The sequence below is a fragment of the Auritidibacter ignavus genome (assembly GCF_029853775.1).
GTDB classification, from domain to species: domain Bacteria; phylum Actinomycetota; class Actinomycetes; order Actinomycetales; family Micrococcaceae; genus Auritidibacter; species Auritidibacter ignavus.
In genome coordinates, this window is sequence record NZ_CP122564.1 from 2,313,296 (window position 1) to 2,327,151 (window position 13,856).

The window sequence follows — 13,856 nt, forward strand, 5'->3', positions numbered from 1 at the left end:
TCCCCGGCGGATGAGTAGCTCTTGCGGTATCTCAGTGGGTGGTATTGCCACCGAGCCTTAGGAGGCCAAGGCTTCCCGGAACTTGACGGCTTTGCCGATTTTCAGCACGGAGTTCTGGTAGATCCGGGTGGCCAAGGCCAATACCAACGCGGTGGTGAGAATTAACAGCCCCAGTGACCCCAGCACTTCCCACAGCGCCGCCTCGCCGGTGAAGACCCGAATCGGCATGGCAACGACTGCTGAGAAGGGAATCCAGCTCATCGCCGTGACGAGCGCGGTATTGGTGGGGTACATGACAATCAGCAGGTAGGGGACCAAGATCAGGAGCACGATGGGCGTGGAGATGGAACCAAGGTCTTCATTGCGCGAAACCATCGAGGCGGCCGCGGCGTACATCCCGGCCACCATGACAAACGAAATGGCGAAGAACAGTACGAACCACAGGGTCGGAGCGATCATTTGTTCACTGAGCAACGGCATCTGCTCGTCGTCGCCATTAACCAGAATGCCGATGACCGCGGCCAGTGCCATCAGCGCGATCTGGGCGAAAGCGACAATGGAGTTGCCCAGTACCTTGCCGAACAAGATGGCTCGAGCCGGGACAGCAGCCAACAGAATCTCGATGATCCGGGATTGTTTTTCTTCGACCACGGAGCTGGCCATGGTCTGACCGAAGAGGATGGCCGCCATAAAGTAAACCAGACCGAAAATCATGCCCAGCAGGTACATGATGGCGAAATTCTGGGCATCGGAATCCTCCAGGATGGTGATTTCCGGGGCGATCGACAGGGCGTCGATGAGCGCGCTGGGGGGTTCGCCCAGGGAGAGGACTTCAATACCCATGGGGTTGGTGTCGGTCACTTCGGTCAGGATCAGCCCGGCATCGGCCTCGCCGGAGGTCACCTGGTCTGTGACGGTCTCGGCGTCTTCGACGGTGGTGGCCTCAAGCCCGGGGACCGCATCGAGTCCGGCGTGGGGTTCGGCGGTGTTGCTGGCGTCCACGACGTCTTGGGAGATGGCTACGGTGGTGTCCGAGGAACCACCGGAGGTCAAGGATTCGGCTACGCGAGGTCCGAAGAGCGTACCGAGCAGCACCAGGGCGATCAAGATGATCCCGGTAATCACAAAGGCTTTGGACCGCAGGCGGGTTTTGATTTCACGTCCGGCCACAACGCTGGCCGCGCTCAAGCTGGTCATGGGTGGTCTCCTGGGGTGGTGTCAGCGGTATCGGATTGGTCGGTGACGACGTCGTGGAAGATCTCGTGCAAACTCCGGTGGATCGGACCGAACTCGAAGACGGTGCCACGGGTGATGGCCTGGGCCAGTAACTGATGGGCGGTCTGGGGGTTTTCGGCGGTGAAGCGTAGATCGCCGCCGTCGAATTCGGTGACCGTGATGCCGGGGACCTCTCGGGCCCACCCGGTGTCGGCATCGGTGCGCAACCTCCAGTCCTTAATTTCGGCCTGCTCGAGTAGCTGATCGCGGGTGCCGTTGGCGGCCACCTGCCCGTCGGCGAGGATGACCAGCTCGTCGCAGAGTCGTTCGACCAGATCGAGTTGATGAGAGGAGAACAGCACCGGGGCACCCCGGCTGGCGACATCTTGCAGGACCTCCAGGATGGTCTCGACCGCTTGCGGGTCGAGTCCGGAGAACGGCTCATCGAGCACGAGTGCGGCCGGCTCGTGGACCAGCGCGGCGGCGACTTGGACGCGCTGTTGGTTACCCAGGGAGAGATCTTCCAGATCATCTTTTGCCCGAGAGGCGAGGCCGAGACGCTCTAGGATCTCCTCGGAACGGTGGGAGGCAGCAGCGGAGTCGACGCCGTGGAGTTTGGCCAGGTAGACCAGCTGTTCTTTGACCGGCATCTTCGGGTACAGCCCGCGTTCTTCGGGCATGTAGCCGATTTGAGAGCGGTACCGGGCATCGATGGGGGAACCATTGACGGTGATGGTGCCGCCATCGTGGTCGAGTACACCCATCAAGATGCGCATGGTGGTCGTTTTACCGGCACCGTTACCTCCCACGAAACCGGTCATCAGGCCCGGTTTGATGGAGAAGGAGAGCTCTTTGAGCACTTGGCGGGTGCCGTAGGACTTGATCAGGTTGTCGATGACGATTCCGGACTCGGCCGAGGCCCCAGCGGCCGGCGGGGGAGCATTGTCGTGATGTCTCATATCACCAATGTAGAAAACGGGTGGCCGGGGCGTCCTCCCCCTATTGGGTGAACTTTGACCACTTGCGGCCGGGCGCCAGAAGACTGAGAGGAGCGAGATGAGTGAGATGGGCTAGATGTGGTGTTCGTAGGCCCAAATCACTGCGTGGACCCGATCCTTGACCCGCAGTTTCATCAGCAGATGCGACACGTGAGTCTTGACGGTGGCAGCACCGACGACCAGGTGTTCGGCGATTTCGGGGTTGGAATAGCCCTGGATGAGCATGTGGAAGATCTCGGTTTCTCGCCCGGTGAGCTCGTTGAGGACTTCCGGTCCGGCGGCTTCGAGCAGGGCAGCCGGTTTCGGGCGAGTAATGGGGGCCGGCTGGTCAGGCTGGTCTGCGGTGGGGGTCTGGCCGGCGAAACGCTGCAGGACCCGTCCGGTAACTTCCGGGGCCAGTAGTGCGTCCCCATCACCCAGGGTGATGATTGCGTCGATAATGTCCTCGGCCCCGGCGGTCTTGAGCAAGAATCCGGAGGCGCCGGCCTCGAGGGTTTCGAACAAGAAATCGTCGCGATCGAACGTGGTCAGGATCAGCACCGAGCTGGTCGTGGAGAGCCGGGCGATCTCCCGGGTGGCTTCGATTCCATCCATCACCGGCATGCGGACGTCCATACACACCACATCGGGGTGGTGGGTGCGAACCAGCTCGATGGCTTCGACGCCGTTGGCTGCTTCACCCACCAGCTGTAATCGGGGTTCGGTCGCGATCATCGCGGCCAGTCCGGTACGGATCATGGGCTGGTCATCGACCAGCACGACGCTCAAGGTCTCATCGAGTTCATCGGGGGTGTTCATGCGAGCTGGGTCCTGGACGGTGGTGGAGCGTCGAACGGTTCGGTTGCTTCGGTGGAGATCGTGGTTACCTCGCTCGAATCCGCGGGTGTCTCGGTGAGCGGGATGTTGGCTCGAATCAGCCAGCCACCGGAAGATTTCGGTCCGGCGGTGAAGGTCCCATCCAGCGCGGTGACGCGTTCGGTGAGCCCTTGCAGCCCGCACCCGGTGCCCTCAGCGAGGCCGGTATGCTGAGAAGCCCGACGCATCGAGCTGGGGGACTGGTTATGATCGGAGACTTCCAGTTCGATCGCATCAGCCAGATAACGCAACCGGACCACCACGGTGGCGGTGGCCCCGGCATGTTTGCGGGCGTTATTGATGCCTTCCTGGGCGATCCGGTACAGCGTCAGCTGCACCGAGGAGGGGACCTCGGGGCGGGCGACACCGGGCTGGCTGGGTTCAATAATTTCTAGTCGGACGGTTTGGGAGGTGGCATGAGCCGTTCGCACCAGATCGGGAAGCTGACTGAGATCCGGTAGCGGCGCGGTGTGTTCTGGCTGGTCGCGCAGTGTGTAGACCAGGGCCCGCAACTCGGCGATGGTCTGCTGTGCGGCGGTCTCGATGGCACGCAATTGCTCGACTCCAGCGACATTGCCGGTGCTGTCGGTACTGCCCTTGGCTGATGTGTCCAGGCTACGCCGGGCCGCGGAGGCATGAATGCCCATCACGGTCACGTGGTGGGCGACGACGTCGTGTAGTTCACGGGCAATGTGCATCCGTTCGGCGTGCACGGCCGAGGCCGCCAGTTGTTGTTGCGCCTCGTGAAGCTCGCGGTGGGCCGTCGAGAGCTTCTGATGGGCGAGATGGAGCTGGTTGTGGGCGATTGCGCCCTGCCAGGAGGAGTTCCCGAAGATCCAGGCCAAGAAATAGAAGATTGCGTTGACCAACCATTGGGATCCCAGCGCGGTGAGGGTCTGATAGAGGTCCGCACCCGTGGCTTGGGCCTGGGTGATGGCCTGGATCGAGGTCGCGATCAGCCACGCGAGGATCAGTCCGATAATCCCAACCCGGACCCATAGGGCGCGCCGGCGATCATTCGACCAGGCCCCGACCCCGTAGAAACTCACAAAGAGCACGATCTGGTACGAGTACACCTCCACGCCGATGGTGTGATTGAACACGATGGCCGCCACCGCCAGGTAGCTGGCTACCGTGCAGGGGAAGCGCCGGTAGAGGATCATGGGTAAAGCCAGCAACGGCACGCTGAGATAGGTGCCCCAGGTGGTGAATCCCATGGTCTCGAGCAGTCCCGAGCGATGCGATAACGCGGTAAAGATTAGCCCGATGATCACTAAGCCGGCACCGATCAGTGCGTCGGTGCGTAGCCAGTGGGGCGGAAGGTCGCGGCGGTGCTCGGCGGATTCGGTCACAGCGTGCTCCAGGGGGTCAGTACCTCGAGCAGACGGGCACGCAACACCTGAGCGCGCTCGGAAAACTCTTTCTGCAAGCGGGTGTATTCGGCTTTGCCGTCCCGGGTCTCGATGCGGATGGGGTCCAGACCCCAGTCGGAGAGGTCATAGGGCGAGGCGCGCATATCCATCACCCGGATCTGCCAGGCCAGCTCGAACGTCTCGGCCATCAGATCCGAATCCACCAGTGGCACCATCTTGTAGCTGTGACGGTAGAGATCCATATTGGCGTGCAGACAGCCGGGCTGTTCTAGTTCGGGTGCGCGCTTGCGGGTGGGCCTGAACTGGTTGAGCGGTTTGGCCTCGGGCGCGTAGAACCGGTAGGCATCAAAGTGGGTGCACGTGATCTTGTGGGATTCCACCACCTCGTCGGTACCGGATGCTCCGAGTCGCAACGGTAGCTGGGCGTGCCGAATCCCGTGGCGGTCCGAACGGTAGGCCATCGCCCACTCGTGCAGACCAAAACAGCTCAGCTGGGCCCGGCGGGGTAGTGTGGCGGCGAGCAGATTGACCGTGACATTGATGGCGGTCTGGCGCTTGGCACGAAAAGAGTCGGTATCCACGCGGTACCCACCCCAGTCTGAGTCATACCGGTAGTGCGGGTAGTCAGCATGGTCGGGGGCCTGACCGGTGTGATCGGGGAGCAACACAGCGTGGGGACCCGGATGCCAGCGCTTCAGCGCTCCGGCGGTGAAGGAATAGTAGGAGAACATGAAGTCGAAGATCGGGTGTTTGATCCCGGCCGCGCGGAGCTCGAAAAGTTCCCGGGTCAGCTCGGTGATGCGCTGGCTGTGTGCGGTGGATCGGGCCCGATAGTCCTCGGCATCCACCACCGTCAGGGTTCCGGGGCTGGTGGCTGTGTGCATGGGTGACAGTCTAGAAGATCACTGCGAGGTGGGTCATCCCCCGCGGGAGTGAAACAGGCCGGTCCGCCACCGGGTGAGTACCCGGGGTGGTGGACCGGCCATCACGTGTGGTCAGTTGCCGTGACGTCTTGCTGTGTTGAGGTCTTAACCTCTTAGCGCCACTGGCGGGACCGGTGTTAGCGGCCGGTGCCAGCGTAGACGGTGGCTTCTTCTTCGGCGTCGAGGTCGAACTCGGTGTGGATCGCCTTGATCGCGTCATCGAGCTTCTCGGCAGCGGTGATCACCGAGATGCGGATCTCGGAGGTCGAAATCAAGTCGATGTTGGCGCCGGCGTTGTGCAGTGCGTCGAAGAACCGGGCGGAGATCCCGGGGTTGGAGCGCATACCGCCACCGACCAGGGAGACCTTACCGATGTTCTTATTGAACAGCGTGTCCTCGAAACCGATGTCCTCCTGCGCCTCGCGCAGGGCCCGCAATGCCTCGTCGCCCTGATCCTTGGGGATGGTGAAGGAAATATCGGTACGACCGGAGCCGGCACGCGAGACGTTCTGGACGATCATATCGATATTGGTGTTGGTCTTGGCCACGACGTGGAAGACCTCGGCGGCCTTACCCGGCACGTCGGGTACACCGATGACGGTGACTTTACCTTCGGATCGATCGTGAGCAATACCGGCAATGATGGGTTGTTCCAAGGGTTCGCCTTCCTTCAGGTGGATCGAATCGGCTGGATCGGGGATGACCCACGTTCCTTGATGGTGGGAAAATGAGGAGCGGACGTGGAGTTTCACACCAAAGCGGCGGGCATATTCCACCGAGCGCAAGTGCAGGATCTTCGATCCTGAGGCCGCCATTTCCAGCATTTCCTCGGAGGAGATTTCGTGGATTTTCTTCGCGGTGGGCACCACGCGGGGGTCTGCGGAGTACACGCCATCAACATCGGTGTAGATCTCGCAGGCGTCGGCCCGCAATGCTGCCGCCAAAGCCACCGCCGTGGTATCGGAACCACCGCGTCCCATGGTGGTGATGTCTTTGGATTCAGGGCTCATGCCCTGGAAACCGGCCACAATGGCAACATCGCCCTCATCGACGGCTTCTTTAATGCGGTAGGGGTTGACCTGCACGATCCGGGCATCCCCGTGCTGGGTGTCGGTGAGCATACCGGCCTGAGAACCGGTGAAGCTACGGGCCGTGATACCGCGTTCGTGTACGGCCATGGCCAGCAGGGACATGGAAATGCGCTCGCCGGCCGAGAGGAGGATATCCATTTCGCGCACTGGGGCTTGACGAGAAATTTTATCGGCGAGGTCCAGCAGGTCATCGGTGGTGTCTCCCATGGCGGAGACCACCACGACCACTTGGTTCCCAGATTTTTGGGTGTCGGCAACACGACGTGCTACCCGTTGGATGGATTTGGCATCGGCAACCGAAGAGCCGCCGTATTTTTGAACGATAAGACTCATTGAGAACTTTCGCGATTGATGTGCGTGCTAACAAGACATTAAGTGTACGGAGGATGCCACCCCAGCGCACCTGAAAAAAGGTGTAATTAAGCAGATACGGGTGAAATATTGCGAATTGGGGGTATGTTCGTGGCTGAGTTGTGAGCTGAGACATGCGAGGTGATGACCTGTATCACTCTTGTGAGGGGGATTCTCCCAAGCGACGGCGGCCTTCGAAGGCTCGGCCCAGCGTGACTTCATCGGCATATTCTAGATCTCCACCCACCGGCAAGCCCGACGCCAACCGGGAGATGGTGATCCCGGTGGCAGCGAGCATGCGAGTCAGGTACGTTGCGGTGGCTTCGCCTTCCAAGTTGGGGTTGGTGGCAATGATGACCTCTTGGATGGTGTCGTCTTGTAGTCGGGAGAGCAACTCGCGGACGTGGAGTTGCTCGGGTCCCACTCCACCGATGGGGTTAATCGCTCCGCCTAAAACGTGATAGCGACCGTGGAAGGTGCGAGTGCGCTCGATGGCCAGCACATCCTGGGATTCCTCCACCACACATAGCAGTCCGCGATCACGAGACTCATCGGCGCAGATCGGGCAGATCTCGTGTTCGGTGACATTGAAACAGACCGAGCAGAGTTGAATCTTTTCCTTGACCACGCGGATGGCATCGGCGAGTTTCAGCATCTCCTCGGCATCGGCCTCCAAGATGTGGAAGGCAATGCGTTGGGCAGACTTCGGGCCGATACCGGGTAGTCGGCCCAGTTCGTCCATCAAGTCTTGGATGGCGCCGTCATACACGATGGGACCTTCTTTGGTTGAGCTGGTGGTAAGCGATCAGGATGAGAACTTCGGAGTGCCGTCGGGGTTGAGTTCTTCCACGAGCCGGGCGTTGAGGATGCGCTCTAGCACCGGGCGTCCGACAAGGCCGGAGTCCTCAACGAGAACGTCATCCTCGCTGGCAACCTCTTCGTTCCAGGCTACTGGTGCCGGCTCGTCGTGAGTGGCTGGTTCGGGGTGGCGATCGCTCGGGTCCTGGTGGGGGTGCTGTTGCGGTGAAGGAGCGGGGGGATGGACCGGGGAAGACGCGACGGTGTTATGTGCCGTGTTTTTCCGGTACTGGTTCATCATCTGCTGGAACATTGACGGCCGGGAAGAGTTTTGGGTGTCTTCACCGGGCGCGGATTCCGCAGCCTGGGGTGTAGTGGTGGTCTCTGCGGAGCCGGGGTCAGTATCGGTGGTGTTCTGGGTGCCGGGGCGATTGGTGTCTGGCGCGTGAGCGCTCGGCGGAGCAGGAGAGGCTGAATCTTGCCTCGGCGTAGAGGAATCGGGGGTCTTGGGGGGATAGGTCGGGATCAAATCCCCGAAACGTTCCTGGAACTCTGCGCGAAGTTCAGCCTCGGGTTTGGCGAAGAAAGGGACCTTGGGCTTGGTGGCTGGATCTGGGGTAGGGATGAATCCGGCGTAGCCGTCCTCAGCAACCGGCTCGGAGGCGGACTGAGTTGCCTGTGGCGGTGCGGGGGCGGGTTGCTGCTGTGGGGACTGGTGAGGTGCGGGGGATGTCTCACCCTCGTCGGGTATTTCGTCCCAGGCCACAGGGGCCTGCTCGTCTTCGGCGAGTTCAGCAAGTTCTTCGGCACTGGGCTGGTAGTCGGAGACGGCCGATCCGGTGTGCACAGGCGTCTGGTCCGGCGCCCCGGGGCGCTCGTTCTGACCAGTCTCTGCGGACGGAGGTTCCTGGCCCGACTCGCGCGCTGGAGCAGATCGCGTGGGAGTCTGTGGCGCCGGGGGCGCAGAGACCTCGGTGGACGTCACTGCTGGGGTCTCTGCCGCCGGCGTCGGGCGGCTTTCAGCTTTTGGGTCGGCACCACCGCCACCACTACCGCCGGAGTTGGGGGCCGCAACCGATGGGGTGGCCGTATCTGATCCGACCACTAAGTCCACCTGAGGTTCAAGGCCCAGAATCTGCTGGTAGGCCTGGGCAATGATCTGTTCACCACCACGCTTTTGGGCGGTGTGCTTGGCCCCGTCATTCCGGAAGCCGATCGTCAACGTGGTGCCATTAAAGCCGGCAATGCCCGCGTTGTCTTTAAATGTCATCCACATCAGGCGTGAATGTTGTTCGAGATAGTTGATCACCTCCGGCCACGCGCGACGAACCATTTCCACCCGGGAACTGCCTTGGTCCGGGCTGGGCTGACGCGGCTCAGCCGACTGGTCCGGCTGAGTGTGCTGGGGTGGCGCTTGTGGTGGTTCCGACTGCTGGGGTTGGTCGCTGGGAGCAGGTTCCGGTTGTTGCTCGTCGCCGGCATTCCCGCGCAGAGTAGCCCGCGCCAGGGCGGCCCCAGAGGTGGTGGTATTGCCAGCAGTGGCCGCAGTGGCGGATGCACCGCTAGCTGTCGACTCAACTGCCCCGGTTGGGGCAGCAGGGGGCGCTGCGCCGTAGTCCAAACGGCGCTCAATGCGTTCAATCCGGGCAGCCAGGCCCTGCTGGGTCTCATCGATCGAGGGCAACATCAGTCGCGCGACCAACAGCTCCAGGTGAAGTTTGGGCGAGGTTGCCCCGACCATTTCAGTCAGGGCCTTTGCGGTGATGTCCGCGGCTCGCGAAAGCTCAGCGGCTCCCATCTGGGCGGCTTGGGCATTAAGGCGACGGATCTGGTCCTCAGAGACGCCATGCAACACACTTCCAGCATTCTCGGCCATGGCTTTGACGATTACCACGTCGCGCAACCGTTCCAGGAGATCTTCCACGAAGCGACGCGGGTCCTGCCCGGATTGGATCACCCGGTCGATGACTTGAAAGGACGTTTCGGAGTCTTGGGCTGCCAGGGAATCGACGACATCATCTAATAAGGACTCGGGGGTGAACCCCAACAGGTTCACAGCGAGCTCATAACTGACGCCTTCCTCGGTGGCTCCGGCAATGAGCTGGTCGAGTACCGAGAGCGTGTCGCGCACTGAACCGCCACCGGCTCGAACCACCAAGGATAAGACTCCGGGCGCAATCGCAATGTGTTCGAGTCCGGCCAGCGACTCCAGATAGTTCATCAGCGGTTCGGGGGGAACCAGTCGGAACGGGTAGTGATGAGTCCGCGAGCGGATGGTGCCGATGACCTTATCTGGCTCGGTGGTGGCAAAAATAAACTTGATGTGCTCGGGTGGTTCCTCCACGATCTTCAACAGCGCGTTGAAACCAGCAGAGGAGACCATGTGTGCCTCGTCGACAATAAAGATCTTGTAGCGGTCCCGGGTGGGAGCAAACGTCGCACGTTCCCGCAGGTCACGTGCATCATCTACACCGCCGTGAGAGGCCGCGTCAATCTCGATCACGTCCAGGGAGCCCGGACCACCGGTGGCTAGCTCGCGACAGGAATCGCACTCGCCACAGGGCACCGGCGTGGGCCCCTGGACACAGTTCAAGCAACGGGCCAAAATACGGGCCGAGGTGGTCTTGCCACAACCGCGTGGACCGGAGAACAGATAGGCGTGGTTGACCTTATTTTTGCTCAGCGCGTTCTTCAGCGGCTCGGTCACATGTTCCTGACCGATCACATCATCAAATGTGTCCGGACGGTAGCGACGGTATAAGGCGGTGGTCACATCAGTACACCTTAGTCGCTGTCAGCCAAAAGTGTGTAGCTGACCGAATCCGCATCGATCGTATCCCCTTGACGAGACCGTCGAGAAGTACTTGCGTTAAAAGGGAGCAACAGGATCTCAAACCTGCACGACAAATGCATCGACAATCCATCGGGATATCGTGAACAACGTCGCGAAAGGAGTCACTGATTCTCGTGGCACAGCGTGTTGCTTTTTTGGTCACTGACAACTATGAGCCTTCAGAATTGACGGAACCCTGGAAAGCTGTAGCCGAAGCAGGGGCTGAGCCCGTGCTGGTTTCTCCGAAGCAGCAGGAAGTATCCGGTAAAGAAGGTGCCCACGCCCAGCCGGTTGACCTTGAGGTGGCCCAGGCGAAGGCAGAGGATTTCGATGCTCTCGTTCTACCGGGTGGCACCGGCAATGCTGATGCGATCCGTCTGGATGAAAACGCTGTGGCTTTCACTCGCGGGTTTTTCGACCAGAACAAACTCGTGGCCGCAATTTGCCACGGCGCATGGATTCTGACCGATGCTGAGGTACTCCAGGGTCGGAAGCTCACGAGCTTCCCCTCACTGAAAACCGATCTGCGCAACGCCGGGGCAACCTGGGTGGACGAGGAGGTTGTCGTCGATGGCAAGCTCATCTCCTCGCGCACTCCGGCAGATCTGGACGCCTTTAACCGCGAGATTGTCAACAAACTCGGGTAATCACGTGGTTACTCACTAAGTTGCTGTGCCACCAGTGCTTTGTGCTGGTGGTACTGCTCGGCGAGGGCGCCGATGATGGATGCGGCCGGCGCCACGGCGTCAATTTGTCCCACGCCTTGGCCGGAACCCCAGATATCTTTCCAGGCTTTCGCGCCACCGTCATTCCAATCCATTGTGGAGGAGTCTCGTTCAGCCAGGTGGTCGGGGTCTAGGCCGGCAGCGGTGATACTGGGCTTCAGGTAGTTTCCGGCAACGCCCGTGAAAGCCGAGGTGTAGACGACATCTGCGGCAGCAGAATCGAGCACCATCTGCTGATACGCATCGGGCACGTTCGCTTCCGTGGCAGCAATGAACTTCGTGCCGACATAGGCAAAATCTGCGCCCAGCACTTCGGCGGTGAGAATAGATTGTCCGGAGGCAACAGAACCGGACAGTGCAATCGGCCCGTCGTAGAAACGACGAATTTCAGGGACCAAAGCAAACGGGCTGGTAGCTCCTGCGTGACCACCCGCACCTGCACAGACCAGGATCAGCCCATCGACGCCGGCCTCGATAGCTTTACGTGCGTGCCGAACGGTGGTGACATCGTGGAAAACTAATCCTCCATAGTCGTGGACTACTTTGACGACCTCGGTGGGAGCGTGCAAAGACGTGATCACGATCGGAACTCGGTGCTTGACACAGACGCCAAGATCGTCCTGGAGGCGCTTGTTCGTGGGGTGGACGATCAAATTCACCGCATAAGGAGCAATGCGACGTTCTGGCTCTTGTTCTTTGAGGGAAGCCAGTGTCGTTTCGATCTCGTCAAGCCAGACCTCAAACTGTTCCTGTGGCCTGGCATTCAAGGCTGGAAACGATCCGATAACGCCATTGCGACACTGTTCAATGACCAGTTTCGGATTCGAAATAATGAACAGGGGTGCACCGATGACTGGCAACGTCATGTTCGCTTTGAGATCTTCGACTACCGTCACGGCTTTTTCTCCCTTGGTTGAGCTCTTTCGGGGGTGAGCTTGGCGCTTTGCAGAGCCCATGCCCCGCTGACTAGTGTAAGTGATTTTCACCATATGTCACGAGGCTGTGGTAATGCGGCTTGTCGTGTTGTTTGAATTTGCGCAACAAAAAAGTGGCCCGGATGGTATCGCATCCGGGCCACCTCTCATCACTCACACCTTGAAGAGGTTGATATCAACTCTAAGGGGCTTAAATGTGAAGAGGCTTGAGTCAAGGTTAAAGGAATCTGGGAATCTGACGATCTTTTGCTACCGCGAAGAGTGCTTCGTTGTAAAAGAGCACGCAATGTGGGCGATCTACCGGCGCGCGGTGGAGAGTCGGAGAGAACCTCGAAACTGCTGCGCCACGCTAAGCTGTTCCCCTCACGCCGTGGGGCACATGTGCTGAGACAATGTTGGATGGACGGCGATGGCGTGGCTGGATAACTCGCCGGTTACGGGCTAGACCGGGATTGTGAACGGTCTGGTCGTGGATGTCTGGCCGTGGATAGCTCATGGTCGAACGCAGTCTGTTGAGTCAAAGAATCGGCCCGGATACTTGGGGGAGTATCCGGGCCGATCACTATCACTCATCACTCACACCTTGGAGGCGCTGGTTCCAGTCTAAGATGCGAATATGTGAGGACCCTTGGAACCGGGTCAGCAGTTGCTGGCAATTCTGAGTTAGCGCGAGAACTTCAGGAACGGGGGCATGAGATAATAGGAGTACGTAGTGGTCACAACAGCTTTCGGATCAAGAGGAATGTGATGAAGTACTTGTCTACCCCCGGATTGTTCGCTGGAGTCTGGACCGGTGTGTTGTTCGCCTTTATGTTCACTGTCGACTTTAACTTCTTATTGGCCCTGGTCTTTGGATTGGTGCTCGGTCTCGTCGTGACCGTTGTCTTCAACCTGGGTACACCCACCGATCAAGAGCCGTGGGCTAAGCGGGCGCGGAACAAGGGCGAGACTGCAGCCTAGCCTAGAAGTTATAACAAAAAGGCCCCTCACGTACCTGCCAGAGCCTTCCTACCCTTGCTACATTCCTGTCCTGGGGGAGTTCAGAAAGATGACACCACGTGAGGAGCCGTGACCCATCGTATCAGGTCATGACAAGAGCCGGGCGCAGGAGTCATTCAGGCACTGTCGGTGCGCATTTTGAAAACGTGTCATGATTTCAGCTATGCTTGAACCTGCTCTTGCACGAAGACGGCATGTGTTCGAGTGAGAGCTCAAGGAGGATTCGCATAGCGGCCTAGTGCGCACGCCTGGAACGCGTGTTGGGTTAACAGCCCTCAGGGGTTCAAATCCCCTATCCTCCGCGTACGACCCCGGGAACCGTTGAGTTTCCGGGGTTTTTCGTTGCAAACAAAGGAAATAAGTGGAATTGGCTTATCTCAGGTTGTTCCAGGATATGCGCCAAAATACCCTAAAACTAGGGACAGGACATAGGGACATGGCACGACCTGAGAAGCTACCTCGAGGGATCACGTTCAGGCGAGGTAAGTACAGGGTCAGAATGAGCTACTTAGGTGTGCAGTATGAGATAGGTCAGTTTGATCGGCGTCAGGACGCAGAGAAAGCTCTTGAGATAGCTAAGGAACAGAAAGCTATGGGTGTTTTCGTTCCCCCGGCCAAACTGAAGCAACAGCGAAAGGCTCAGCGACAGGTTGAAGAAGCACAGGCGGTCAAGGACGCTAGAACAGTGCGTGACCTCGGCGAGGCGTGGCTGGCATGGTTGGAAGAATAGAGCCGGAGTCTTGGCACCCTGTACATGTAC

Annotated in this window: 12 protein-coding genes, 1 tRNA gene and 1 other RNA gene; 4 read left to right on the forward strand and 10 right to left on the reverse strand. The window is 59.8% G+C overall.

Translation table 11 applies throughout. The features are described 5' to 3' along the window. Positions 1–57: 57 nt before the first annotated feature. The 8 genes from QDX22_RS10475 to QDX22_RS10510 all read right to left on the reverse strand — a co-directional run bounded on the left by QDX22_RS10475 (position 58) and on the right by QDX22_RS10510 (position 10,377). Positions 58–1,197 (reverse strand): ABC transporter permease, encoded by a 1,140-nt coding sequence (locus QDX22_RS10475; RefSeq protein WP_110099165.1) that lies wholly within the window; start codon positions 1,195–1,197, stop codon positions 58–60. Beyond that, a complete protein-coding gene (locus QDX22_RS10480; RefSeq protein ID WP_110101242.1) occupies positions 1,194–2,174 on the reverse strand; it encodes an ABC transporter ATP-binding protein in 981 nt (326 codons plus the stop codon). Before QDX22_RS10480 ends, QDX22_RS10475 begins: the two co-directional genes overlap by 4 nt. Before the next feature lie 111 nt (positions 2,175–2,285). Further along, positions 2,286–3,011 carry a response regulator gene (locus tag QDX22_RS10485; protein ID WP_110101241.1) on the reverse strand — a complete coding sequence of 242 codons (726 nt, stop codon included), beginning with the start codon at positions 3,009–3,011 and terminating at the stop codon, positions 2,286–2,288. After that, positions 3,008–4,420, reverse strand: coding sequence for a sensor histidine kinase (locus QDX22_RS10490; RefSeq protein WP_110101240.1), 1,413 nt, complete (start codon positions 4,418–4,420; stop codon positions 3,008–3,010). The genes QDX22_RS10485 and QDX22_RS10490 overlap by 4 nt, the downstream gene beginning before the upstream one ends. After that, positions 4,417–5,325, reverse strand: a complete 909-nt coding sequence (locus QDX22_RS10495; protein WP_110101239.1) for a 3-methyladenine DNA glycosylase — start codon at positions 5,323–5,325, stop codon at positions 4,417–4,419. Before QDX22_RS10495 ends, QDX22_RS10490 begins: the two co-directional genes overlap by 4 nt. Before the next feature lie 176 nt (positions 5,326–5,501). Beyond that, a complete protein-coding gene (locus QDX22_RS10500; protein ID WP_110099911.1) occupies positions 5,502–6,788 on the reverse strand; it encodes an aspartate kinase in 1,287 nt (428 codons plus the stop codon). 172 nt (positions 6,789–6,960) lie between these two features. Further along, positions 6,961–7,575: a recombination mediator RecR gene (gene recR / locus QDX22_RS10505; RefSeq protein WP_110099912.1), complete on the reverse strand. Its 615-nt coding sequence runs from the start codon at positions 7,573–7,575 to the stop codon at positions 6,961–6,963. 36 nt (positions 7,576–7,611) lie between these two features. Next, positions 7,612–10,377 (reverse strand): DNA polymerase III subunit gamma and tau, encoded by a 2,766-nt coding sequence (locus tag QDX22_RS10510; protein WP_110101238.1) that lies wholly within the window; start codon positions 10,375–10,377, stop codon positions 7,612–7,614. Between the two features lie 185 nt (positions 10,378–10,562). Here QDX22_RS10510 and QDX22_RS10515 point away from each other — a divergent pair, with 185 nt between their 5' ends. After that, a complete protein-coding gene (locus QDX22_RS10515; protein WP_110099914.1) occupies positions 10,563–11,084 on the forward strand; it encodes a type 1 glutamine amidotransferase domain-containing protein in 522 nt (173 codons plus the stop codon). A gap of 8 nt (positions 11,085–11,092) precedes the next feature. Here QDX22_RS10515 and QDX22_RS10520 read toward each other — a convergent pair whose 3' ends face one another. Further along, entirely contained in the window at positions 11,093–12,118 is a 1,026-nt protein-coding gene (locus QDX22_RS10520) for an NAD(P)H-dependent flavin oxidoreductase (protein ID WP_199445898.1), read from the reverse strand. A gap of 726 nt (positions 12,119–12,844) precedes the next feature. Between QDX22_RS10520 and QDX22_RS10525 the strand changes: the two genes are divergently transcribed. Then, positions 12,845–13,057, forward strand: a complete 213-nt coding sequence (locus QDX22_RS10525) for a hypothetical protein (RefSeq protein ID WP_110101237.1) — start codon at positions 12,845–12,847, stop codon at positions 13,055–13,057. Positions 13,058–13,071: 14 nt separating this feature from the next. Here QDX22_RS10525 and ffs read toward each other — a convergent pair. Beyond that, positions 13,072–13,168: signal recognition particle sRNA small type (gene ffs, locus QDX22_RS10530), an RNA gene on the reverse strand. Between the two features lie 144 nt (positions 13,169–13,312). Between ffs and QDX22_RS10535 the strand changes: the two genes are divergently transcribed. Together QDX22_RS10535 and QDX22_RS10540 are read left to right on the forward strand one after the other, a co-directional pair. Next, positions 13,313–13,398, forward strand: a tRNA-Ser gene (locus QDX22_RS10535). A 290-nt stretch (positions 13,399–13,688) separates the two neighbouring features. After that, positions 13,689–13,826, forward strand: a complete 138-nt coding sequence (locus QDX22_RS10540) for a hypothetical protein (RefSeq protein WP_158524667.1) — start codon at positions 13,689–13,691, stop codon at positions 13,824–13,826. The last annotated feature ends 30 nt before the right edge of the window (positions 13,827–13,856 follow it).